Genomic DNA, 23791 nt, shown 5'->3' with positions numbered 1-23791 from the left:
AATGAAAAAAATTCTTGTTGTATGTGGAAACGGGTTAGGAAGCAGCTTTATTGTAGAAATGAATGTCAAAAAAGCATTAGAAGAATTAGGTCTTAAAGCTGAAGTGGATCATACCGATCTCAGTACAAGTAAAAATGAACAAGCAGACCTTTATATCGGAGCAGCTGATATTATTGACCAGCTGAATGACGGCACAAGGAATGTGGCTGGCTTAAACAATTTGTTAGACCAGGAAGCCATTAAAGACGTCCTTCGTCAACACATTTAAGTCATGAAAAAGGGGGATTCACATCATGATAGAACTGATCATGAACGATATATTGGGCACACCTGCCATTCTCATCGGTTTGTTTGCACTAGCCGGTTTACTTTTGCAGAAAAAATCAGCTGCAGACACTGTGTCAGGCACCTTGAAAACAACCATGGGTTTCTTAATATTAGGGGCGGGCGCTACAGTCGTCTCTGATTCACTTGGGGTTTTTCGAAAGATGTTTGAAGCAGCCTTTCACATTCAAGGGGTTGTCCCAAATACAGATGCTATGGCCGCCATTGCTCAAAAGGAATTCGGTACACAGACAGCACTTATCATGATTTTTGGTATGCTGGTCAATTTGTTACTTGCAAGATTTACACCTTTTAAATATATCTTTTTGACTGGTCATCATACGTTGTATATGGCGGCGATGCTCGCCGTCGTTCTTTCGACAGCCGGCATGCACGGGTGGCTGCTCATCTCCACTGGCTCCATGATATTAGGGGCAGCTATGGTCATTGCACCCGCAATCCTTCAACCGTTTACGAGGAAAGTCACCGGAAGCAATGATCTCGCGCTCGGACACTTCAGTACTTTCGGTTATTTTACTGCGGGAATGATCGGCAAATGGGTTGGATCTCCAGAAAAATCAACGGAAACCATTCAAGTGCCTAAATCACTCGGTTTTCTAAGAGATACATCTGTTGCCATTTCGATCACGATGGCTTTACTGTTCTTTGCAATTGCACCGTTTGCAGGAATTCCTTATATAGAACAAATTAGCGGTGGCACGAACTTCGCTGTCTTCATTCTCATTCAAGCGATTACGTTTGCTGCTGGTGTGTACATTATTTTAGCAGGGGTACGGATGGCCATTGGCGAGATCGTACCTGCGTTTAAAGGGATTGCCGATCGATTCGTGAAGGGGGCAAAGCCGGCACTTGATGCGCCAACCGTTTTTCCATTTGCGCCAAATGCGGTCATTATCGGTTTTTTATGCAGCTTTGCAGGAGGCATCGTATCCATTTTTCTTTTACCTTTGTTTGGTTTAACTGTCATTGTCCCTGGACTTGTCCCGCACTTTTTTTGCGGTGCTACAGCAGGCGTGTATGGCAATGCAACAGGAGGGGTTAGAGGTGCTGTCGCTGGGGCCTTTGTAAATGGATTGCTTCTTTCCTTTTTACCTGCCTGTTTATTACCTGTGTTAGGAGCCCTTGGCTTTGAAGGGACGACGTTTGGAGATACAGACTTTGGTATCATCGGAATCTTGATTGGATTGATCAAGTTTTTATTTCAGCTGTAAAAAGGAGGAGCCTGAGAATGACAGCCGTTTTTTCACCTTCATTGATGTGCATGGATCTAACGCACTTCCGTGAACAAATCCATCTTCTCAACACAAGAGCAGACCGGTACCATGTCGATGTGATGGATGGGCATTATGTGAAGAATATGACGTTATCACCCTTTTTCATTGAACAGCTTCGGAAACTGACAAATTTACCGATTGATGTTCATCTAATGGCCGAACATCCGCAGGAATTTTTAATCGATGCATGTATTGATGCAGGCGCAACGATGATTTGTTTACACCCAGAAGTCGTGCAAAAAGATGCCTTTCGAATCATCCGGCATATTCACCAAAGAAAATGTGATGTTGGCTTTGTTCTAAATCCCGCCACACCAGTTGCAGCATTAGATTCCTTTATTCATTTAATAGACAGAGTGACGATCATGACAATCGATCCAGGCTTTGCCGGACAGCCTTTTATTAAAGAAATGCTTCAAAAAATTAAACAGGTGAGAGATATCAAAAAGCACGGAGGATACTCGTTTTCAATTGAAGTAGACGGCTCTTGTAATGAGAGCACGTTCCGGCTGCTTGCTGAGGCTGGAAATGAAATTTACATCATCGGCACCTCAGGTTTATTTGGACTTCATAAAGAACTCGACACTGCTTGGGAAAGAATGAAGCAAATATTTGCAAAAGAAACAGCCTCAATCGAATCACGTTAGTAAAAGAGAGGATGAAAACCATCCTCTTTTTTACGCAAATTTTACTAAAACACAATTCATTCACCAAAACTTACCCAAAAACAAAATAAAAATCAAAAATTCATAATTGAAAGCGCTTTATTTATGTGTTATCCTTCAAATATCTTTAGTAAATATTTAGTCAAATAACGATGAGGAGTTTGCCTATGACCACACTCAAAGATATTGCTCATGATGCAAAAGTGTCTGTTTCCACTGTATCCCGTGTGTTAAATGGCGATCAAACGCTTGCCGTTTCACACGCAACGAGACAAAACATCCTCGACATTGCTAAGAAGTTAAACTATACCCCAGTGAGAGCAAGAAAAGCCGATCAAGCAGAAGAAAAAAGCCCATCTGAATCCCCAGTCATCGGTGTCGTTGTCGCTCAATCCATTGACGAAGAATTAAATGATCCCTTTTTTTCATCGATTCGAAAAGGAATTGAAAAAGAATATGCCAAACAAGGCTTGTCCACTCTCCATACCTTTCGCCTAAGAAGCATGGATAAAGGGGCGATGCTAAAGGATATTGACGGCTTGATCGTCATTGGACGAATCAGCCCGGATACGGTTGGAAAAATGACAAATCGAATGGAACACATTGTTTTTATCAATCATTATGCGGATGAAGATTTGTATGATTGTGTACATGTGGATTTTGTCAGAGCGGCAGATCGCGCCATTCGCCATCTGCAATCTCTCGGCTATACACATCTAGGCTATATTGGCGGGAAAGAGCGGGAGCATTATTTCGAAGGTAATGCTGTGATTGAGGACGAAAGACAAACGACGTTTATAAAAAGAATGCAGGAGGCGGGAGCTCTTCATATGGAAGACATCCACATTGGTGAATACTCCATGCAAGAAGGCTATACGCTTATGCAGCAAGCGATCAAAAAGGGAAAACTGCCGCAAGCCTTTTTCATTGGAAGTGACTCTATGGCAATCGGCGCAATGCGCGCTCTGCATGAAGCCGGTCTACACGTACCTTCAGATGTATCCATTGTTGGGTTTAATGACATTGAAGCCGCGTCATTTTCAAGTCCGCCGCTTACGACCGTCAAAGTATATACAGAAGAAATGGGGGAAGTCGGTTTGAAACTTTTGCTTGAGAGAATAAACGGAAGAAAACTTCCTCTAAAAGTCGTCGTGCCAACAACACTCATCGAGCGAGGCAGTACATGTCTCATCCATGAAAGGGGGTGAACCATAGATTTCAGCACACAAAAAAGAGACAAAAAAGCAGAAAGCAAGCTACTTAGCATGATGGCCAGATCATGCTAAGAACAAGGCAGCCTGCCGGTATGCTCTCTTATCTCTTAGAAAAGAATAGAATTCCAGTATAATGGACTTCCTTTGTTTCCGCAACTGCATGAATTCTACCGATTATCGTCTGAATTTTCAGTGATTAAAAGGAGGAAACCATGAATAAAAAAATCATGCTGCTGACTGCAGCCATGTTCTTGACCATGATTTTGTCTGCTTGCGGTAATAACAGCTCATCTGAAGCAAATGGAAAGGTCACCTTGACGCTATTTTCAACGATGAGTAACAGCGGGGAAAGAAAAGCGTTTGAAGAAGTCATTCGCGAGTTTGAGAAGGAGCATCAACAGATTCGAATCGATGCTAATTTCCCAGGCAACAGCTATGAAGATATGATCCGCATCAAAATGGGAGCAAACGATATGCCAGACCTGTTTGATACACATGGCTGGGCCAAACTGCGCTATAGCGAGTATGTGGCTGATTTAAAAGAGATGGATTGGGTCAAACAGCTTGATCCTTCACTCGACCAGATTTTAAAAGACCAAGATGGGAAAGTGTACGCTTATCCGCTGAATCAAGCAAAAGACGGGCTTAGCTTTAATGCCAATCTATTAAAGGAATATGGCATAGAAGTGCCTAGAACACTTGATGAATTAAAATCTGCTTTGCTGACAGTGAAAGAAAAGAGCAAAGGAGATGTTGTGCCGCTCTGGATACCAGGAGGAGATAACTCAAATATTGCCCAAGTCTTTGATGAGCTGGCGACGCCTTTATTAATCACCGATCAAAAGCATCAACACGGAAGAGAACTTGAAAACGGATCATTTGATTGGTCTAACTATACACCGCTTGCCAGGTTCATGAAAGATCTGAAGGATCAAGACCTTTTAAACAAGGATGTCCTGACAGCGAAACTCTCTCAAGCGCCTGAACTCATGGCACAAAACAAAATCGCCTTCACCTTTGTCGGAGGATCCTTAGGACCTGAAGCAACAGAGCTGAATTCATCGATCAAAGTAGGCACGATGCCTGTTCCAGCCATTCATAAAGGAGATGAACAAAGCTGGATTGGCGGAGAACGTTTTACTGTTGCTGCTTGGAAAGACTCTAAGCATCTAAAAGAAGCAAAACAATTCATCGATTTTTTAGCAAAACCTGAAAACGCAAAAAAAATCGCAGAGGGCACATCCTCTGAAACAGCTCTAAAAAAAGTGAAAGCGAAAAACTATTACTCTACATTTTACGATCAATACGAACAGGTAAAGATTGAACCGTATTTCGATCGAAAATACTTACCAAGCGGAATGTGGGCGGTCATGGCAACAACCGGTCAAGAATTATTAGCAGGCTCGATCACACCAGAACAGTTATCAAAGAAAATGGAAGAGGAATATAAGCGTTTGAAAAAACAATAGCCGATGGATGCTGAAACAGGAGTGAAGCCAATGAATGACATCACAAAAGCAAAGCAGCCAGCCGCATTCACCTCTTTACCAAAAGAAAAGATGCAAAAACGCCAGAATTCCTCACTTTGGTGGATGTACATGCCAGCTGTTCTCGTCGTCAGTACCTTTATCATTTATCCTTTTTTGAACGGCATTCAGCTTTCTTTTACGAATTGGAACGGTTTCTCACAAACTTATCAATGGATTGGTCTTGAGCAATATCAAAGACTGCTTCAGGATCAAGCGACATGGCTTGTTGTCAAAAACACGCTTCTCTATGGAATTGGGAGCACCATCTTGCAAAATATCATCGGACTTGGATATGCTCTTTTATTAAATCAAAGTTTAAAGATGAAAGCCATCACAAGAACGGTCATCTATTTACCTGTCATGATCAGCCCGATTGCGATGGGCTATATTTGGTATTTTGTGTTTGCTTACCAAGGCGGTGCCTTAAATGATGTGGTGACGCTTTTTGGATTCGATCAAATAAATGCGCTCGGCAATCCGGAATTAAACACATGGATCATTGTGCTTGTCAACACATATCAATTTGTGGGGATTGCGATGATCATTTATTTAGCAGGACTTCAAAGTATTCCTAAGGATTATTATGAAGCGGCTCAATTAGACGGCGCATCGAGCTTCCAGCAATTCAGGCGGATTACATTGCCGCTGCTTATGCCGTCGATCACCATTAATGTTGTGCTGAATGTCATTGGCGGGCTCAAGCTCTTTGATGTCATTGTAGCACTCACGGGCGGCGGACCTGGAGATTCCTCGCAATCCATGTCGACCTTTATGTATGATCTGTATTTCAAACGTCAGGATGCAGGCTATGCAGCGACGCAAGGGGTGTTCATGGCGGTCATCATCCTTGTCATTAGTGTCGCAGCGCTGATTTATTTCAAACGAAAGGAGACCGAGGTGTGATGGATAACGCCTATAAACGCAAGAAAAGATGGTACTCTGTCCTCGCACTATTGATCACATTGCTGCACCTCATTCCATTTTATATTTTGGTGACAACATCATTAAAGGGGATAGGAGATTTCAGTTCAAAATGGCTGTTTCCGAAAGCACTGCATCTTGAAAACTTCCGCACAGCATGGACAGAGGCTCAGCTTGGCCAGTCCTTTTTGAATACAGTAATCATTACGTTCAGTTCCGCTGTATTGCTCATTATCTTTGGATCTCTTGCAGCCTATCCGCTTGCAAGAAGGAACACAAAGCTGAATAAAGCAGTCTATGTTTTATTTATTGCCATTATGGTCATTCCACCGCTTACAGCCCTTGTCCCGCTCTATAAAATGGTCGTTCAAATCGGGATGATGAACACCTACCAAATCGCTATTTTAAATAATGTGGCTGCTTTTTTGCCGCTGACAATTTTCTTATACGCAGGCTTTATCCGATCGACAATTCCAAAGGAGCTTGAAGAAGCTGCCCGTATTGATGGAGCAGGGACACTCAGAGTTTTTTTCACAGTCGTTTTTCCGCTTTTGAAGCCCATCACCGCTTCTGTATTAATCATTGCCTGCGTGTATATTTGGAACGACTATCAATTTGCTATCTTCTTTTTGCAAGATAAAGAGATGCATACACTCACAGTCGCCTTATCCCATTTTTTTGGTCAAAATCAGCATCAGCTTCAGCTCGTTGGGGCAGCTGCACTCATTGCGATGCTGCCAATGGTCACGATGTTTTTACTTTTGCAAAAATATTTTATCGCAGGGCTTTCACAAGGCTCTGTCAAAGGCTAGCCCAATATGGATGTGAAAAGGAGAGTCGTCTATGTCTAAAATTACATTTATCGGTGCAGGGAGTACCGTGTTTGCTAAAAATATATTAGGAGATTGTCTGTTTGTTCCCGCCCTTGCAGGGTTTGAATTCGCATTATATGATATCGACCACAACCGGCTGAAAGAATCAGAAACAATGCTGTCGCATTTAAAAGCAAATTACGGTGCAAACGTGACCATCCAGTCCTATCACAACCGCAAAGAAGCCTTAAAGGATGCAAAATATGTCATCAATGCCATCCAAGTCGGAGGCTATCGGCCAAGTACTGTCATTGATTTTGAAATACCAAAAAAATACGGATTAAGACAAACGATCGCGGATACGGTAGGGATCGGCGGCATCTTCCGTTCCCTTCGGACGATTCCTGTCATGCTAGACTTTGCAAAGGATATGGAAGAGGTTTGCCCAAATGCTTTATTGTTAAATTACACGAACCCAATGGCCACACTGACAGGTGCGATGCTGCGCTATACTCAGGTTCAAACGATTGGTCTCTGTCATAGTGTGCAAGTCTGTACAAAGGACCTATTTGAATCTCTTGAAATGGATCATGAAGGCATTGAAGAAAAAATCGCCGGCATTAACCATATGGCATGGTTATTAGAAGTAAAACGGGACGGAAAAGACTTGTATCCAGAAATCAAAAGACGAGCAAAAGAAAAGCAGCAATCGAGGCATCATGATATGGTTCGTTTTGAACTGATGGATAAATTCGGCTACTATGTCACAGAATCCTCAGAGCACAATGCCGAATACCATCCATATTTCATCAAATCACGGTACCCTGAACTAATCGGTCAGTTTAACATTCCTCTCGATGAATACCCGAGACGCTGCGAGGAACAAATCAACAATTGGAATACAATGAAGCATGACCTTGTGGGAAACACACAGATCACACATACCCGCTCAAAAGAATATGGTTCCCGGATCATTGAAGCGATTGAAACGAACGTTCCCTTTAAATTTGGCGGAAATGTTCTGAACACTGGCGGGCTCATTGACAACCTGCCTGAAAAAGCCTGTGTAGAAGTACCGTGTGTGGCAGATCGAAGCGGCATCATGCCATGCTATGTCGGAGAAATACCTGAACAATTGGCAGGACTCAACCGAACGAATATCAGCTCACAGCTGATGACGATTGAAGCAGCGATCAGCGGTAAAAAAGAACACATTTATCAAGCAGCTCTACTGGATCCACACACAAGCGCTGAACTATCAATTGATGACACCATTAAATTATGTGATGAACTCATTGAAACACATGGAGAGATGCTGCCAAATTATATAGAACCAAATCAATATGCCGCATCAACCAAATAATATCAATGAACCAGCCTCTACCTGATGCACCGCGCATCAGGTTTTTCTTATGAAGCAAAAAGAGGATTGACTGAGGGTCATTTTCATATTATGATTTCTCTAAAGTTAACCAACAGTTAATCAAAAATACATCATTGATTTTTGGCGTTCTAGTGTCATATGTCACAAACAAACCAGATTATCACAACGTAAACCAAAACTGCCGTTTGATTTGACAAAGAGTGTATACAGATGAATGCCCGTTAGATGAGACAATGACGATACATACACACCCTTTAAGCATGACATTCTTTAACAAAGAGGAGAGAGGGAACATGACCAAAACAGATGTACAAATGTTGAAAAATTATATTGGCGGACAATGGATTGAGGCAGAAACAAGTCAAACAGAGGCAGTGTATAACCCAGCTACTGGCAAAATCATCGCGGAAGTGCCGCTTTCAACAAAAACGGATGTTGAACGTGCGGTACAAGCAGCACAGAAAGCGTTTACCACTTGGTCTAAAACTGCTGTTCCCCGCCGTGCACGCATTTTATTTAAATACCAGCAGTTACTCGTTGAGAACTGGGATGAGCTGGCTGAACTCGTAACGATCGAAAACGGAAAAAGTGTAACAGAGGCAAAAGGAGAAGTACAGCGCGGGATTGAATGTGTGGAATTTGCTGCGGGCGCACCGACGTTAATGATGGGAAAACAGCTGCCAGATATTGCGACTGGACTTGAATCAGGCATGTACCGCTATCCAATTGGCGTCATCGGCGGCATTACGCCATTTAACTTTCCAATGATGGTTCCATGCTGGATGTTCCCGCTTGCAATTGCCTGCGGAAATACGTTTGTTTTAAAACCTTCAGAACGAACACCTATTCTTGCAGCACGGTTAGCAGAACTGTTTGAAGAAGCGGGTCTTCCAAAAGGTGTTCTCAACATTGTCAATGGAGCTCATGATGTCGTCAACGGCCTGCTTGAACATCAAAAGGTCAAAGCCATATCATTTGTCGGCTCTCAGCCAGTCGCTGAATATGTCTATAAAAAAGGAACGGAGCATGGCAAACGTGTCCAAGCACTTGCAGGCGCAAAGAATCACTCCATTGTCCTCAAAGATGCGGATTTAGACGCAGCAACGAAACAAATCATTGGGGCTGCCTTTGGATCAGCGGGAGAGCGCTGCATGGCCGCAGCCGTTGTCGCAGTGGAAGAAGAAGTGGCTGATGAGTTGATTCAAAAATTAGTGGATGAATCAAACGAGCTCGTCATTGGAAACGGGATCAATGAAGACGTCTTTCTTGGTCCAGTCATTCGAAAGGAACATAAAGAACGAACGCTTCAATACATCCAGTCAGGGATTGAAGAAGGAGCAAGCCTTATTCGTGATGGCCGGCAAGACCACGAAACAAATGGAGAAGGGTATTTCGTCGGACCGACAATCTTTGATCATGTCACAAATCAAATGAAAATTTGGCAGGACGAGATTTTCGCCCCAGTCTTATCAATTGTCCGTGTTTCTTCATTAGCAGAAGCAATCGACCTGTCCAATCAATCAAAATTTGCGAATGGTGCCTGCCTGTATACGGACAGCGCATCAAGCATAAGAGAATTTCGCGAAAACATCGAAGCGGGAATGCTCGGTGTAAACATCGGTGTACCCGCACCAATGGCATTCTTCCCTTTTTCCGGCTGGAAGGATTCTTTCTACGGAGACTTGCATGCCAATGGAACAGACGGAGTGGAGTTTTACACAAGAAAGAAAATGGTCACCGCTCGTTATATGTAAGCTATATGCAATGAATCATAAGGAGAAAAAATGCAGTCCCAGCATGGGAGACTGCATTTTTTGTTGTCTCCTAGTCAAAAAGTAAGGGTTTTCATTGTGATTCCAGCAAGGATTTGCAGTAGAAATCATTCTTTCTATTCATTCTTCATCAGTATCTATCAACATATTTTGAAATTGGGCCTAAACCCCAATATAAGGAAGATGAAAACAGGAGGAAATGAAACGATGAGGACGAGGATGAAGTGCGGCGTTGGTTTATTGATTTTTGCTTTGGTACTGAGCTTTTTACCGGTATATGATGCGAGTGCGGCAAGCACAACAATTGCAAAACGTGTAGGAAATGCAAACCCGCTCATAGACCACCACTTGGGCGCTGATCCGTTTGCGCTCACCTATAACGGAAGAGTGTACATTTATATGTCGAGTGATGACTATGAATATCACAGCAACGGAACGATTAAGGATAATTCTTTTGCCAATTTGAATAGGGTCTTCGTCATCTCTTCAGCAGATATGGTGAACTGGACAGATCATGGCGCGATTCCAGTAGCCGGGGCTAATGGAGCAAATGGCGGCAAAGGGATCGCTAAATGGGCAGGTGCTTCCTGGGCTCCATCAGCGGCGGTGAAAAAAATCAATGGGAAAGATAAATTTTTCCTTTATTTCGCGAACAGCGGCGGAGGGATTGGGGTTCTGACAGCAGACTCCCCAATCGGTCCATGGACAGATCCTATCGGAAAAGCGCTCGTCACACCAAATACACCAGGAATGTCCGGGGTTGTATGGCTGTTTGATCCAGCCGTTTTTGTAGATGATGACGGCACTGGTTATTTATATGCCGGTGGAGGCGTACCAGGCGGTTCTAATCCAACGCAGGGACAATGGGCCAATCCGAAAACAGCAAGAGTCTTAAAACTAGGGCCTGATATGACAAGTGTTGTGGGCAGCGCTTCGACCATTGATGCTCCTTTTATGTTTGAAGACTCAGGGATGCATAAGTATAACGGAACCTATTACTATTCCTATTGCATCAACTTTGGCGGCTCCCACCCAGCAGATAAACCACCTGGTGAGATCGGTTATATGACGAGCTCAAGTCCGATGGGTCCCTTTACGTATAGAGGGCATTTCCTGAAAAATCCGGGTGCATTTTTCGGTGGAGGCGGTAACAACCATCATGCTGTGTTCAATTTTAAAAACGAGTGGTATGTCGTGTATCATACCCAAACAGTCAGCTCTGCTTTATACGGGGCAGGAAAAGGCTACAGATCTCCACATATAAATAAGCTCGTGCATAATGCTGACGGCTCCCTTCGAGAGGTAGCAGCCAATTTTGAAGGGGTCAAACAGCTTTCCAACCTGAATCCTTATCAGCGGGTAGAAGCTGAAACATTCGCATGGAATGGACGCATTTTGACAGAGGCATCTTCAGCTCCAGGCGGACCGGTCAATAACCAGCATGTCACAAACATTCAAAACGGAGATTGGGTGGCTGCCAGTAACGTCGATTTCGGATCAAACGGCGCAAGAACATTTAAAGCCAATGTAGCATCAAATGCAGGCGGAAAAATAGAAGTACGCCTCGGAAGCCCTGACGGCAGACTCGTTGGGACACTAAATGTCCCTTCCACAGGCGGAACAAACAATTGGCGAGAAGTAGAAACGACAGTAAACGGAGCAGCTGGCGTGCACAACGTATTTTTTGTCTTTACTGGAACAGGTTCAAACCTATTTCAGTTTGATTCCTGGCGGTTTACTCAATAACAAAGGATGACAAAATGATAGGAGAGTGGAAAAATTTGATGTCAATGATCAAAAAACCAATCTGTACTTTATTGATCTGCTTCACCATGCTGTCTGTCATGTTCATCGGACCTGGCGTCACTGAAGTTTCAGCAGCCGATGCCAATATTAATATCAATGCAGAAAGACAAGTGATTCGTGGCTTTGGCGGAATGAACCACCCGGCTTGGATTGGTGATTTGACCGCACCTCAAAGGGAAACCGCTTTTGGCAATGGGCAGAATCAATTAGGGTTTTCCATTCTAAGAATTTTTGTAGATGAGAACAGAAATAATTGGCACAGAGAGGTCGCCACAGCCAAAAGAGCAATAGAGCATGGAGCTTTAGTGATCGCTTCACCTTGGAATCCTCCAAGCCATATGGTCGAGACTTTCAACCGTAATGGTACAACTGCAAAGCGTCTGAGATACAATCAATACGCTGCATATGCTCAGCATCTGAACGATTTTGTGACGTATATGAAAAATAATGGCGTCAATCTCTATGCGATATCAGTACAAAACGAGCCCGATTATGCACATGAATGGACATGGTGGACTCCTCAGGAAATCCTGCGTTTCATGAGAGAAAATGCCGGCTCCATTAATGCCCGCGTGATTGCACCAGAATCCTTTCAATACCTTAAAAATATATCAGATCCTATCTTAAATGATCCGCAGGCGCTAAGAAATATGGACATTCTCGGAGCCCATTTGTACGGAACCCAAATCAGCCAGCTTCCGTATCCTCTGTTCAAACAAAAAGGAGGGGGAAAGGAGCTTTGGATGACAGAGGTCTACTACCCGAATAGCGATAACAATTCAGCGGACCGCTGGCCTGAGGCATTAGGGGTTTCAGAGCATATTCACCATTCGATGGTAGAAGGGGACTTTCAGGCATATGTTTGGTGGTACATCCGCAGATCCTACGGCCCTATGAAGGAAGATGGCCTGATCAGTAAACGCGGTTACAACATGGCGCATTTCTCCAAGTTTGTACGCCCAGGATACGTCAGAATTGATGCAACGAAAAGTCCTGAACCAAATGTTTTCGTATCTGCCTACAAAGGAAACAATCAGGTCGTCATTGTCGCGATTAACAAAAACAATACAGGAGTCAATCAGCACTTTGTGATGCAAAATGGAACTGCTTCGCAAGCATCAAGATGGATTACGAGCAGCAACAGCAACCTTCAGCCGGGTACAGACTTAAATATATCAGGTAATCAATTTTGGGCTCATCTCCCGGCTCAAAGTGTGACAACATTTGTAGTCAAACGCTAAAAAATCAATTGAATCACCAAAAGCCAATTTTCTCATTTCAAAAGAAAATTGGCTTTTTTTATGCAAATAAGAAGTTGATTTTTTCACTATGTTCTTACATTGGGTATAATAATGGCAATGACTTCAGGAGAGTGATCAATGTATGCCAAAGCATCAAAGCAAAGTATTAATGATCGATGACGAAAAAGAAATTTTGGAATTAATCAACACAGTATTAACAAGAGAAGGCATTGATCGTGTCATAACAGCTTCAACTGCCCGTGAGGGGCTCACGAAATTTCATCAAGAACAGCCCGATCTTGTCATACTTGATATTATGCTGCCAGACGGTGAAGGCTATGATATTTGCAGACAAATCAGAGAGACCTCCCATGTTCCGATTATCTTTTTATCAGCAAAGGGAGAGGAAACAGACAAAATTGTAGGACTTGCCATCGGCGGGGATGACTACATTACAAAACCGTTCAGCCCAAAGGAAGTCGCCTACCGGGTGAAAGCGCAGCTGAGACGGCTCTCATACTTGCAGTCATCTCAAGCCGATCCCGTGATCAAAAAAGGGCCGTTTGAATTAAACGAGCAGCAAGCAGAACTGACGAAAAACGGCGCGGTCATTGAGCTCACGCCGAAAGAGCTTCTGCTGATGACCTACTTCTTGCAGCATCCGAACCGCATCATCAGTAAAGAAACGCTTTATCAAACTGTTTGGGGGGAAGACTTCTTCGGTTCTGACAATACGGTGATGGTTCATATCCGAAGACTTCGGGAAAAAATAGAAAATTCCCCGTCAACACCAGAGTTTCTCGTCACAGTCAAAGGGCTTGGCTATAAATTTGTTGTAAAGGATGCGTAAGGATGAAATGGCGATTAACAGGCAGATATATGGTCTCTGTCATTATCGTGACCATAATCACGGTCTTTATCAACTTATTCGTATTTATGATTTGGCTCGTACTTCAGGCAAACAGCCAGCATAACGAGGAAAATACGCCCGAAACCTTTACAAGATCATTTGAACAATACGTCTCTTTCTCTGATCAAGGGATAACCGTAAACAAAAAAGGGCAGAAAGCCTTAAAACAACAGAATGCATGGATTCAAATTTTAGACGAAAATGGACAGGACGTGTATCATGCGCAGGCACCTAAAGGATTAAAGCACAAATATACACCGATAGACATCGTGAACTTACATAAATATAAAGATAAGCAATTATTATCGACCATTTATGCTGGCGGAAAAAAAGTAAAGGGCAAAGAATACAGTTACTTTATCGGATTTAAAGATCCTTCCATTGGAAAATACCTATTCTCGTTTGACACGAAGGATTTAGTCACTAGATTCAATATCGGGACGATGATTTTATTATCAATTGATGCCATCATAGCATTACTCATTGGTTACTTATTCAGCCGGCAGCTCACAAAACCGCTCGGCCGTGCCATTCATAGCATCCAGCGGCTGGCAAACGGAGATTACACGACAAATCTGCCTGCTAAAGGAATTTATAAAGATGTCTTCTATAATGTCAATCACTTATCAGAGCAGCTCGCTTCAAGCAAAAAAGAAAAAGACAAACTAGAGCAAATGCGTGAAGAATGGATCAGCCATATTTCTCATGATATTAAAACGCCGCTCGCTTCTATTCAAGGCTATGCAGAAATCATGAAAGACCCAAAGTATCCTCTTTCAAAACAAGACATCAGACATTACGCGGGCATCATTGAGAATAAATCATTGTATATCAAAGATGTCATGGAGGATCTGAATTTAACGACAAGGCTGAAAAATAACGGCGTCATGCTCAATAAAGAGCTGGTCAACATCGTGTCACTGCTGCGGGAAACGTTAATTGATATTTTGAACGATTCAAGATATGCGGATCAGACGATTGAGCTTCAAACGAATGAAGACAAGCTCATGCTGAATATTGATAAAATCCTCATTCGAAGAGCGGTTACCAATCTGATTTTAAATGCCCTCGTTCACAATGATCCTGATGTGACGATCATTGTACAGCTTGAACAAAAAGAAAAAACCCATATCACGATTAAAGACAACGGCAGAGGAATAGAAGAGGCAGAGCTGGAAAAAGTGTTTGACCGCTATTACAGGGGGACGAATACAGGAGTTTCACATGCTGGCTCTGGTCTTGGGATGGCCATTGCAAAGGATATTATCGTCAAGCACGGCGGGGACATCACGATCCGCAGCAGTGTAGGAAAAGGAACAACAATTGATATCCAACTACCAGCATAAAAATAGACAAAAAAAAAACGGTTCTGATCAACAACAGAACCGTTTTTTTACCTATTATTTATTCTGAAAATACTTTGATGCCTTTCACAATGTTCCAAATGAAGAAGTAGATGGCAACAAGGAATGTCACTGCATATGTCGCAATTAAGAAAGGCCCCGCATGGCTGATATCTTTCATACCAAGTAAACCTGAACCAAGGATACCAATACCAAAAATCAAATAAGGTATGACATGCGTCCATAATGATTTTTTCGCATGATATTTCACTTCGTCCTTACCTAAGAAATAGACGATAATTGGGAACAAAAATGGTGCGAAAAAGATACTGAAGTAACATAATGATGACAAGACTTTATTTTCTCTCAAAACGTTTCACCTCTATGATTTATTCACTACAAACACATTGTACTACCTCAACCTTAATCCGTATTAATCTGAACCTTACAGCAACCTTAAAAATGTTTACCTTTTAAAATAATTTATAAACGACATACTATAATATAGGTATTTAAATCTATTTTACCGAAAAAAATAGTTGACTTTGGTTTATCCTGTGTTTACAATAAAGTCGTAACCGATGCAGGAGTGTTACTGATATCATCAGGCACCACCAAGTCAGGTAAACATGTTGTACATTTGTACGTTGTTTGCTGAGATTTTGGTGTTTTTTTTATGCTTTTTTAGCAGTTTTAGGTAAGGTGGGATGAAGATGTTCACCGTCGTTAAAGTTTTAAACAATAATATTGTATTAGCTCTAACAGACACTCAAAATGAAGTAGTTGTTTTTGGTACAGGAATAGGCTTTAAGAAGAAAAAGGGTGATACACTTGATGAGAGCGCTGTCAGTAAGACGTTTTATTCTGATCAGACGTCTCCATTAGAATCTCAACTTGCCGCTATCCCAACTGATATCCTTTTATTAACTGAAAAAATCATTCATATGGGCGAAGAGATGTTGAATAAAAAATTAGGTTCTAGCATGCTGTTTTCGCTATCTGATCATCTTACCTTTTCTATTCAAAGGCATCAAGAAAAAATGGAATATGAAAACCCTATTGTATGGGAAATTCCACATCTATATTTTCAAGAATATCAAATTGGGAAAAAAGCACTTAAAATTATTCAAAAAATGATGGGAATTACTTTTCATGATACAGAGGCTTCACTCATTGCCCTTCATTTTGTAAACGCTCAAATAGATGGTCAGTCTATGGGAGATACGATCAAAATGACCCATCTCACGAAGGAAATCGTTAAGATTATTCAAAACATTTTCGAGATGGTATTAGATAAATCATCAATAGATTATTCGAGGTTTATCACTCATTTGAGATATTTTATTGTCAGACAAGAAACAAATCAACCGCCTCAGCAAATGGATGATTCATTAAAAGAATTAATTCAGGATCGTTATATGAAGAGCTATGCATGCGGTTTAATTATTAAAGAAATGTTAAAGCGGGAATTCAATTGGAATGTCACGGAAGACGAACTTGTTTTTCTAGTCATTCATATTGAAAGAATTACAAAGAAACATCAACAGAATAAATGATTTCTTTTAGGCGTGTTATGAAAAAGCATTAACCTAAACAAATCTCCATTTAGAAGTCTTTCTAATGGTGGATTTTGTTTAGGTTTTTTTTGTGAAAATGAAGGGGTGAAGACATGGGAAACAAAGAATTGGCGCAAGAAATTATCAAATTAATGGGTGGAACCGGCAATATATCTCAAAGCTGGCATTGTATTACGAGGCTGAGATTTAATATCAACGATGAAAAACAGGTGAAAGTAGATGAACTGAAAACAGTAGACGGTGTGCTGGGAGCGCAATTCCAAAGCGGACAATTCCAAGTCATTATTGGAGCAAAGGTTGCAGAAGTCTATGAGGAAATCGACCATCTGATTGGAGAGAGCAGCAATGATTCTACTTCTGCTAAAAATACGTCAAAAATGAATCCAATCGAAGTCGTATTCGATGTCATTAGCGGAATTTTCACACCCATTTTGCCGGCGATTGTTGGTAGTGGATTGATTAAAGGGATCATGGCTTTGTTCGTTAGTTTAGGTTGGCTGACGGAAAAAAGCTCTACCTATGCTGTGCTTCAAATCTTTTCAAATGCAGTCTTTTACTTTTTACCTTTCCTCATTGCGTATTCTGCAGCGAAGAAATTTAAAACACGAGAATCTCTCGCGATGGCCTTGGCTGGGATTTTATTGTATCCCACGATGGTGGAAGGTGCAGTAAAAGGGGCAGATCCACTTAGTTTTTTAGGGTTGAGTATTCCATTATATAATTATACTTCTTCAGTCTTACCGATTATTTTAGGCGTGCTGCTGCTTAGCTTTGTCGATAAATGGATGACGAAAGTGATTCCAAAGTCCTTAAGTATCGTGTTTACACCAGTACTGAGCTTAATGATCACAGCGCCTCTTACACTAGCTTTCATAGCTCCTGTTGGAAACGTTTTCGGCCAGTATTTAGAGATCTTTTTCACTTCTTTATTCCATTTTGCTGGACCGATTGCAGGTTTATTAATGGGAGGCCTCATGCCTTTAATTGTGTTAACTGGGATGCATTACGCATTCTTCCCAAGCACGTTTGCCAGCTTTGAAAAAGTTGGTTACGATGTCATGCTGCTTCCGATGAACTTTATTGCCAATATGGCACAAGCAGGCGCCGTTTTAGGTGTCATCATTCGCACAAAACGAGTAGAAACAAGGTCTTTAGCGTTATCAACCTTGCTTCCGAGTTTCTTTGGTATCACAGAACCAGCCATTTATGGCGTAACACTGAGACTGAAAAAGCCTTTCTATGCTTCATTAATAGGCGGCGCAGTTGGCGGATGTTTTTATGGTTTATTCTCAGTCAAAACGACAGCATTTTCAATTCCAGGTATTACATCTCTGCCAACTTACATTATGAAAGGCACAAACAATTTCCAGCTGGCTCTAATTGGAATAGCACTGAGCTTTTTAGTATCCCTGCTAGTCACTATGTTCCTTGGTTTTAAGGAACCTGCCACAAAAGAAGAAGATCAGCCGGAAAAACAGGAGAAGCCATCTAAAAATCCAGAGAATGCAGTCAATCAACAAGCTGCCAGACAAGTAAATCCTTATGAAGTACAAGCACCTATAACTGGTAAAGTCGTTCCTTTATCTGACGTAAATGATGCCGTCTTTTCAAGCGAAATGATGGGCAAGGGAGTAGCGATTATACCTGATAAGGGGGTGGTACAAGCGCCGTTTGCCGGAAAAGTAGTGACCGTTACACCTACTAAACATGCAATAGGTTTGGTTTCAGATGATGGGGTTGAATTATTAATACATGTAGGGATTGATACCGTCACCCTAAATGGTCAATTCTTTGAGGTATTGGTGGAAGAAGGAGATGAAATCAACATCGGGGATCATTTATTATCCTTTGATATAGAAGGAATTCAATCAAAAGGATTAGATGTCGTGACACCTATGATCGTCACTAATTCCTCGAAGTACCTGGATGTTATTTATACAGGTGACTCTTATGTCAACGCAGGAGAAAATAAACTCTTAATGCTCATTCATTAATCAAAATAGAAGGGATGATTGAAATGAAAGAATTAAAAAAAGGATTTTCAGATAATTTTCTATGGGGTGGCGCAACCGCTGCCAATCAAATTGAGGGTGCATATTTAGAAGGTGGAAAAGGGCTGTCAACTTCAGACTTCGCTGCATATAAAGATCCTTATGCACAAGGAAAAGTGAACAACTTTACATTCGATGTGAGTTCAGCTGAACTAAACAAGTACAAGGAAAGTCCTGATGCATTTGATTTCCCAAAAAGACGCGGAATTGATTTTTATCATCGTTATGAAGAAGATATTGCACTGTTTGCAGAAATGGGATTTAAAGTATTTCGTTTGTCTATCTCATGGGCAAGAATCTTTCCAACAGGCTTAGAGGACAAGCCGAATGAAGAAGGATTGGCTTTTTACGATAAAGTATTTGATGAATGTGCGAAATATGGAATTGAACCGCTAGTAACGATGTCTCATTATGAAATGCCGATTACTTTAACAGAAAAATATAATGGATGGATGAGTAGAGAGCTTGTCCCATTGTTCGAAAAATACGCACGTGCGATTTTAGAAAGATATAAAAACAAAGTGAAATATTGGATTACGTTTAATGAAATGAATATGAACCTCAATAGCCTTTATACAGGTGCTGGAATTTTAGAGGATCTAGTAGACCATAAATTACAAGCTGCTTACCAAGCATCTCATCATCAATTTGTGGCAAGTGCCTTAACAGTGAAGGCTGCGAAGGAAATCATTCCAGATGTCCAAATTGGCTGTATGATTAACCAGATTGAAGCCTATGCAAAAACAACAAAACCAGAGGATCAGCTGCAGGCAGTCAAATCGAATCAATTGAATATGTTCTATCCAGATGTACAAGCTAGAGGCGAATATCCAACATACATGGTGAAATACTTTGCTGATAATCAAATCAAGCTGGATATTAAAGAGCAGGATGAACAAATTTTAAAAGAAGGCACGGTTGATTTTGTTGCGATCAGCTACTATATGTCACACGTAGCAGAAGCACGTGAAGATGCAGCTGAGCTAGCGGGTACGTTTGACAGTCCGATTAAAAATGAACACTTGGAATTATCACAATGGGATTGGCCAATCGATCCAATGGGTCTGCGCATTTCATTAATTAAACTGTATGACAGATACCAAAAGCCTTTATTTGTTTGTGAAAATGGACTTGGTGCAAGGGATACATTGACACAAGACGGAAAAATACACGATGATTATCGAATTGATTATTTGAAAAAACATATTGAACAGATGAAAGAAGCCGTAAAAGAAGGTGTTGACTTAATGGGGTACACACCTTGGGGCTGCATTGACTTAATCAGCTGCGGAACATCTCAAATGACTAAACGCTATGGTTTGATCTATGTGGATCAAGACGACCAAGGAAATGGTACACTAAATCGTTACCGCAAAGACTCATTCTTCTGGTACAAAAATGTAATCGCATCAAATGGAGAAGACCTATAAAAGCAAATTGAATGATGTAAAACACCATCTCAGGGCGCCTTAACCGGCTGCATGCGATGGTGTTTTGTTTTTTACGAAAACGTATCTTGACCTTGAAGTATACTTCAACCTTTATAATGTAAATATAGAAAGACAAAATCACGAAAAAGGAGTAACGATGGAGTTGATGACTAGAGGAGAACTTGCCAAACAAACAGGAATAAGCCCTGCCGCAATTCGTTACTATGAAGAACACAACATTTTACCTGTCCCGAGACGCCGTTCGAACGGTTATAGACGATACACAGAAGATTATATTGTGAAAATTCAATTGATCAAAGATGCCAAATCATTGGGTTATTCACTAAAGGAAATAAAAGAAATATTGGAAATGCTGAGTCAAGACATAGAACTTGATACTTTAAAAAGAATTGTACATCAAAAACATGAAGAAATTGAAAAGAAAATTAACAGTCTCCGTCTCATACAAGACCTTTTATCTAACTTATTAAAGACTCCTGAGAAAGAAGTACAAGTGTATCTCAAATCATTTCGTATGATGAATCAGGATGACGAATAAACATATCTGCTTAAAGGAGAGAAAACAAAATGAGTATCGACATTTTTAATGGAGAACGTTCTGAAGAAAGTATTCAATTTGAAACATTATTCACGTCCCAAAGTAATAAAGAGAGTTTTGCTAGTGTCGAAAAAACCAAAAATCTTCTGTCTCAAATAGAAAATATAAAGCCTTATGCAATCGGAGACGATGTGAAATTAAAGAGTGAGATAAAGGAGCAGACTTTCGAAGGAATGCAGGTTTTCACATTGAATGACCAAATGTCACAAAAACAAAAGGTGATTTTATATATACATGGTGGTGCCTGGGTAAACCAGCCTCTCGATTTCCATTGGTGGTACATGGATAAAATGGCTAGGTCCCTTAACGCCAAAGTGATCGCTCCTATTTACCCTAAATTACCTCATTACAGCTACCAAGATACCTATCCAAAAATTCTAAATCTATATAAAGAAATACTAAAAACAATTGAGAGTACCGATCAATTAACGATCATGGGTGATTCAGCGGGCGGAAATATCTCTCTTGGCCTTGCGCACCTCTTAAAGATGGAAGATCTGCCGCAGCCGAAGGATATTATTTTATTATCTGCATGTGTTGATATGAGTTTAAGCAATCCTCTTATATCTGAATATGCCGATAAAGATCCCATTTTAGCGCCAGAAGGAATAGATGTCATTACAAAAATGTGGGCAGCAGATAAAAAGGTAACTGACCCAATAATCAGTCCAATTCACGGTGACTTTAACGGTCTTGCGAAGATCACTCATTTTATTGGAACACATGATATTTTATATCCAGATGCACTAAAGCTTGATGAAAAGCTAGCAGAACAAGGAATTGACATGAAAACCTTTGTTTATCCAGAAATGCTGCATGTATTTGTCGTCATGCCAATCCCTGAGGCACAAGACGCTCAGGAAAAAATCATTCAGGTGATAAATAGTTAGATTCTCTTTTCACATATCAAAATGCTCCGGCTTGAATATTTGAAAGCTTAGCAAAATGGGCTGCTTACTGAAAGCAGTCTTTTTCCATTCAACATGACATACAATGCAATCCGCCTCAGATTAAACATTCCTTAAATTCCAATTTTTGTTTACAACGTGCGAATTTCCTATTAATATGATAAATATTCGGTTGTTCACCGGTTCATAAAGGAGAGTGACATGATGAGTGTTTTCTTTCTTCATCCCATGGCGCTAATCTTATTTACACTGCCTTTGTTATCTTTGGTATGGGGGATTGTTGGCTACTGCATCTTTAAGCGAGTTTACATCGTTCTTATCATCACATTTGCAGTCTCCACTATTTTTATATTTGCCTATACTGGGTTTGACATGTCAAATTTGTATTGGGTCGTGGTGATGACCTTTTTATGCATGTGTACCTCTGTCATCACAAAAATCATTCGATATATGTATGCCCGCTATAAAAGAGCATAACGAAAAAGCTGATGGTCACAAAAATCAGCTTTTTTGTATCCATTCTTCATCTTGCGGAACCGCCCATTTTCTGAAGTTTGGTATAATAGATCAGTATATTCAAAACGAGCATAGAAGGGCGAAGGGAACACAATGCACACATTTGATCTTACTCCAAAAGATGTAGAGTTAATAGACGAAGCAAAAAAGAAGATTACGAGCCTTTATGAAGAGGATAAACATCATGTAGGAGCCACTATCCGCATGAAAACAGGAGAAATGATCTCGGCTGTCCATATAGAAGCGTATATCGGACGGGTAACAGTTTGTGCAGAAGCCATTGCAATTGGCAGTGCTTTATCGAATGGATATAAAGATTTTGATACAATTGTTGCCGTTCGACATCCATATTCAGATGAAGAGGATAGAAGATTGAGGGTCGTAAGCCCTTGCGGCATTTGCAGAGAGCTCATTTCAGATTTCGGACCAGAATGTTTTGTCATCTTAGAAATAGATGGCGAACTAGTCAAAGTGAAAATTGGAGAACTCATTCCTCTCAAATATACTCGAAGTTGATGTACGACCTAGACTTAGCAGGAAGAGGGACGCATCAAGCGTTCTCTTTGTTACATTCCAGATAACTGAAAAATCGCTCCACAAAATCAGCCCCATGTATGTTCTCCATATGCGCAGTATTAAAAATATATTGTTCCATATGCTCAAGCTTGCGCAGGCTGCGTACCAGTACTTTGCGATCCTCGTCAGAAAGATGAGGGTCATGATTTATCTTCAGCAATGCCTGTTTGACACGCGCGGAGACCTTTTCAACATATAGATGGTTTTTGGAAGCTGGCGGAATACATTGCGACAGGTCACAGCCTGTAAAGCGAACACCGTCAAGAATGCAGTTTTCAAAATTGGCAATCAGCTTTTGTTTACCATTTCCCTCAAACGTTATATCCACTAGCTTACCGGTAAAGGTACAATTTACGATATTTGCTGCTTGTAAAACGCGGTCATTAAACCTGCATTGATAAAATGTACAGTTGATAAACGCAGCATTTTCCAATGTCATTCCTCTCATATCACAGGAGGAAAATTCGCAATTCGTAAAAACAGCCTCGTCTCTAGCAATTCCAACAGAACGCAAATCGGAACGAATAAACGTACAATGATCAATCGTACTATCTGCAAAGAATCTCGCATTCGTCAGATCACACGTATTAAATACAAGATGACGCAGGTAACAGCTCCAAAATATAGGTGAATGAACATTCGAGTTGTTGATCGTCGTTCCGCTTATCGTTTCATGTTCATACCTGACAATATCAGAAAATATTTCGTTGTCTACTGACATTCTAGACTCAAGCCTTCTCATTGTGATCACCTATCATTTCTTCAGAATCTTTTCCAATGATGAATACCTTCCAGCAAGTTCATTTCGGTTTCACTAAGCGGTTGGCACTGACAAGTTATTATATCATAAAGCTAGAAACATAAAGAGAGTGGTCATCGTTTTGAAAAGCGCTTATAT

General features: G+C 41.0%; 22 protein-coding genes. 20 read left to right on the top strand and 2 right to left on the bottom strand.

The features are described from left to right. Nucleotide 1 precedes the first annotated feature (1 nt). The 13 genes from H7F25_RS07830 to H7F25_RS07770 all read left to right on the top strand — a co-directional run bounded on the left by H7F25_RS07830 (nt 2) and on the right by H7F25_RS07770 (nt 15219). The gene (locus H7F25_RS07830; protein ID WP_024425192.1) at nt 2-268 is read left to right on the top strand and encodes a PTS sugar transporter subunit IIB; all 267 of its coding nucleotides are present in this window, start codon (nt 2-4) and stop codon (nt 266-268) included. Between the two features lie 25 nt (nt 269-293). Further along, nucleotides 294-1556, top strand: a complete 1263-nt coding sequence (locus H7F25_RS07825; RefSeq protein WP_185854454.1) for a PTS ascorbate transporter subunit IIC — start codon at nt 294-296, stop codon at nt 1554-1556. 17 nt (nt 1557-1573) lie between these two features. Beyond that, nucleotides 1574-2266 carry a D-allulose 6-phosphate 3-epimerase gene (gene alsE, locus H7F25_RS07820; RefSeq protein WP_024425190.1) on the top strand — a complete coding sequence of 231 codons (693 nt, stop codon included), beginning with the start codon at nt 1574-1576 and terminating at the stop codon, nt 2264-2266. 185 nt (nt 2267-2451) lie between these two features. Further along, nucleotides 2452-3492 (top strand): LacI family DNA-binding transcriptional regulator, encoded by a 1041-nt coding sequence (locus H7F25_RS07815; RefSeq protein ID WP_185854453.1) that lies wholly within the window; start codon nt 2452-2454, stop codon nt 3490-3492. A gap of 218 nt (nt 3493-3710) precedes the next feature. Next, nucleotides 3711-4967, top strand: a complete 1257-nt coding sequence (locus H7F25_RS07810) for an ABC transporter substrate-binding protein (RefSeq protein WP_185854452.1) — start codon at nt 3711-3713, stop codon at nt 4965-4967. A gap of 30 nt (nt 4968-4997) precedes the next feature. Beyond that, nucleotides 4998-5930: a carbohydrate ABC transporter permease gene (locus tag H7F25_RS07805; protein ID WP_073208350.1), complete on the top strand. Its 933-nt coding sequence runs from the start codon at nt 4998-5000 to the stop codon at nt 5928-5930. Continuing rightward, nucleotides 5930-6760 (top strand): carbohydrate ABC transporter permease, encoded by an 831-nt coding sequence (locus H7F25_RS07800; protein WP_024425187.1) that lies wholly within the window; start codon nt 5930-5932, stop codon nt 6758-6760. Before H7F25_RS07805 ends, H7F25_RS07800 begins: the two co-directional genes overlap by 1 nt. 31 nt (nt 6761-6791) lie before the next feature. After that, nucleotides 6792-8123: an alpha-glucosidase/alpha-galactosidase gene (locus H7F25_RS07795; RefSeq protein WP_185854451.1), complete on the top strand. Its 1332-nt coding sequence runs from the start codon at nt 6792-6794 to the stop codon at nt 8121-8123. 314 nt (nt 8124-8437) lie between these two features. After that, nucleotides 8438-9898, top strand: coding sequence for a CoA-acylating methylmalonate-semialdehyde dehydrogenase (locus H7F25_RS07790; protein WP_073205816.1), 1461 nt, complete (start codon nt 8438-8440; stop codon nt 9896-9898). A 225-nt stretch (nt 9899-10123) separates the two neighbouring features. Then, entirely contained in the window at nt 10124-11662 is a 1539-nt protein-coding gene (locus H7F25_RS07785) for a glycoside hydrolase family 43 protein (protein WP_034622046.1), read from the top strand. 35 nt (nt 11663-11697) lie between these two features. Continuing rightward, the gene (locus H7F25_RS07780; RefSeq protein ID WP_073205813.1) at nt 11698-12963 is read left to right on the top strand and encodes a glucuronoarabinoxylan endo-1,4-beta-xylanase XynC; all 1266 of its coding nucleotides are present in this window, start codon (nt 11698-11700) and stop codon (nt 12961-12963) included. Nucleotides 12964-13105: 142 nt separating this feature from the next. Further along, the gene (locus H7F25_RS07775; protein ID WP_024425182.1) at nt 13106-13813 is read left to right on the top strand and encodes a response regulator transcription factor; all 708 of its coding nucleotides are present in this window, start codon (nt 13106-13108) and stop codon (nt 13811-13813) included. A 2-nt stretch (nt 13814-13815) separates the two neighbouring features. Next, entirely contained in the window at nt 13816-15219 is a 1404-nt protein-coding gene (locus H7F25_RS07770; protein WP_185854450.1) for a sensor histidine kinase, read from the top strand. A 58-nt stretch (nt 15220-15277) separates the two neighbouring features. Here the strand turns inward: H7F25_RS07770 and H7F25_RS07765 are convergent, their stop codons facing one another. Further along, the gene (locus H7F25_RS07765; protein ID WP_185854449.1) at nt 15278-15586 is read right to left on the bottom strand and encodes a magnetosome magnetite crystal formation protein family; all 309 of its coding nucleotides are present in this window, start codon (nt 15584-15586) and stop codon (nt 15278-15280) included. Between the two features lie 343 nt (nt 15587-15929). On the opposite strand from H7F25_RS07765, the gene H7F25_RS07760 reads away from it, so the two are divergent. From H7F25_RS07760 to H7F25_RS07730, 7 genes are all read left to right on the top strand, one after another. Continuing rightward, a complete protein-coding gene (locus H7F25_RS07760; protein WP_073205807.1) occupies nt 15930-16772 on the top strand; it encodes a PRD domain-containing protein in 843 nt (280 codons plus the stop codon). Nucleotides 16773-16885: 113 nt separating this feature from the next. Beyond that, the gene (locus tag H7F25_RS07755; protein WP_185854448.1) at nt 16886-18787 is read left to right on the top strand and encodes a beta-glucoside-specific PTS transporter subunit IIABC; all 1902 of its coding nucleotides are present in this window, start codon (nt 16886-16888) and stop codon (nt 18785-18787) included. 23 nt (nt 18788-18810) lie between these two features. Beyond that, nucleotides 18811-20274 carry a glycoside hydrolase family 1 protein gene (locus H7F25_RS07750; protein WP_185854447.1) on the top strand — a complete coding sequence of 488 codons (1464 nt, stop codon included), beginning with the start codon at nt 18811-18813 and terminating at the stop codon, nt 20272-20274. 157 nt (nt 20275-20431) lie between these two features. After that, nucleotides 20432-20833: a MerR family transcriptional regulator gene (locus H7F25_RS07745; RefSeq protein ID WP_151863048.1), complete on the top strand. Its 402-nt coding sequence runs from the start codon at nt 20432-20434 to the stop codon at nt 20831-20833. Between the two features lie 29 nt (nt 20834-20862). After that, the gene (locus H7F25_RS07740; protein WP_185854446.1) at nt 20863-21783 is read left to right on the top strand and encodes an alpha/beta hydrolase fold domain-containing protein; all 921 of its coding nucleotides are present in this window, start codon (nt 20863-20865) and stop codon (nt 21781-21783) included. A gap of 222 nt (nt 21784-22005) precedes the next feature. After that, a complete protein-coding gene (locus H7F25_RS07735) occupies nt 22006-22278 on the top strand; it encodes a DUF2651 family protein (RefSeq protein WP_133743759.1) in 273 nt (90 codons plus the stop codon). 132 nt (nt 22279-22410) lie between these two features. Beyond that, nucleotides 22411-22833, top strand: a complete 423-nt coding sequence (locus H7F25_RS07730) for a cytidine deaminase (protein WP_185854445.1) — start codon at nt 22411-22413, stop codon at nt 22831-22833. A gap of 34 nt (nt 22834-22867) precedes the next feature. On the opposite strand, the gene H7F25_RS07725 is transcribed toward H7F25_RS07730, so the two are convergent. Then, nucleotides 22868-23635, bottom strand: a complete 768-nt coding sequence (locus H7F25_RS07725; protein ID WP_185854444.1) for a pentapeptide repeat-containing protein — start codon at nt 23633-23635, stop codon at nt 22868-22870. Between the last annotated feature and the right edge of the window lie 156 nt (nt 23636-23791).

Source organism: Bacillus sp. PAMC28571 (assembly GCF_014250435.1).
GTDB classification, from domain to species: domain Bacteria; phylum Bacillota; class Bacilli; order Bacillales; family Bacillaceae; genus Bacillus; species Bacillus safensis.
Note: the sequence above shows the minus strand (reverse complement) of the source record. Positions and strands in the feature narration are given on the sequence as shown.

Excerpts from the sequence above, each read along its gene's own strand:
- H7F25_RS07830 (WP_024425192.1), top strand. The coding sequence starts at position 2 with ATGAAAAAAATTCTTGTTGTATGTGGAAACGGGTTAGGAAGCAGCTTT.
- H7F25_RS07825 (WP_185854454.1), top strand. The coding sequence starts at position 294 with ATGATAGAACTGATCATGAACGATATATTGGGCACACCTGCCATTCTC.
- alsE (WP_024425190.1), top strand. The coding sequence starts at position 1,574 with ATGACAGCCGTTTTTTCACCTTCATTGATGTGCATGGATCTAACGCAC.
- H7F25_RS07815 (WP_185854453.1), top strand. The coding sequence starts at position 2,452 with ATGACCACACTCAAAGATATTGCTCATGATGCAAAAGTGTCTGTTTCC.
- H7F25_RS07810 (WP_185854452.1), top strand. The coding sequence starts at position 3,711 with ATGAATAAAAAAATCATGCTGCTGACTGCAGCCATGTTCTTGACCATG.
- H7F25_RS07805 (WP_073208350.1), top strand. The coding sequence starts at position 4,998 with ATGAATGACATCACAAAAGCAAAGCAGCCAGCCGCATTCACCTCTTTA.
- H7F25_RS07800 (WP_024425187.1), top strand. The coding sequence starts at position 5,930 with ATGGATAACGCCTATAAACGCAAGAAAAGATGGTACTCTGTCCTCGCA.
- H7F25_RS07795 (WP_185854451.1), top strand. The coding sequence starts at position 6,792 with ATGTCTAAAATTACATTTATCGGTGCAGGGAGTACCGTGTTTGCTAAA.
- H7F25_RS07790 (WP_073205816.1), top strand. The coding sequence starts at position 8,438 with ATGACCAAAACAGATGTACAAATGTTGAAAAATTATATTGGCGGACAA.
- H7F25_RS07785 (WP_034622046.1), top strand. The coding sequence starts at position 10,124 with ATGAGGACGAGGATGAAGTGCGGCGTTGGTTTATTGATTTTTGCTTTG.
- H7F25_RS07775 (WP_024425182.1), top strand. The coding sequence starts at position 13,106 with ATGCCAAAGCATCAAAGCAAAGTATTAATGATCGATGACGAAAAAGAA.
- H7F25_RS07770 (WP_185854450.1), top strand. The coding sequence starts at position 13,816 with ATGAAATGGCGATTAACAGGCAGATATATGGTCTCTGTCATTATCGTG.
- H7F25_RS07760 (WP_073205807.1), top strand. The coding sequence starts at position 15,930 with ATGTTCACCGTCGTTAAAGTTTTAAACAATAATATTGTATTAGCTCTA.
- H7F25_RS07755 (WP_185854448.1), top strand. The coding sequence starts at position 16,886 with ATGGGAAACAAAGAATTGGCGCAAGAAATTATCAAATTAATGGGTGGA.
- H7F25_RS07750 (WP_185854447.1), top strand. The coding sequence starts at position 18,811 with ATGAAAGAATTAAAAAAAGGATTTTCAGATAATTTTCTATGGGGTGGC.
- H7F25_RS07745 (WP_151863048.1), top strand. The coding sequence starts at position 20,432 with ATGGAGTTGATGACTAGAGGAGAACTTGCCAAACAAACAGGAATAAGC.
- H7F25_RS07740 (WP_185854446.1), top strand. The coding sequence starts at position 20,863 with ATGAGTATCGACATTTTTAATGGAGAACGTTCTGAAGAAAGTATTCAA.
- H7F25_RS07735 (WP_133743759.1), top strand. The coding sequence starts at position 22,006 with ATGAGTGTTTTCTTTCTTCATCCCATGGCGCTAATCTTATTTACACTG.
- H7F25_RS07730 (WP_185854445.1), top strand. The coding sequence starts at position 22,411 with ATGCACACATTTGATCTTACTCCAAAAGATGTAGAGTTAATAGACGAA.
- H7F25_RS07725 (WP_185854444.1), bottom strand. The coding sequence starts at position 23,635 with ATGAGAAGGCTTGAGTCTAGAATGTCAGTAGACAACGAAATATTTTCT.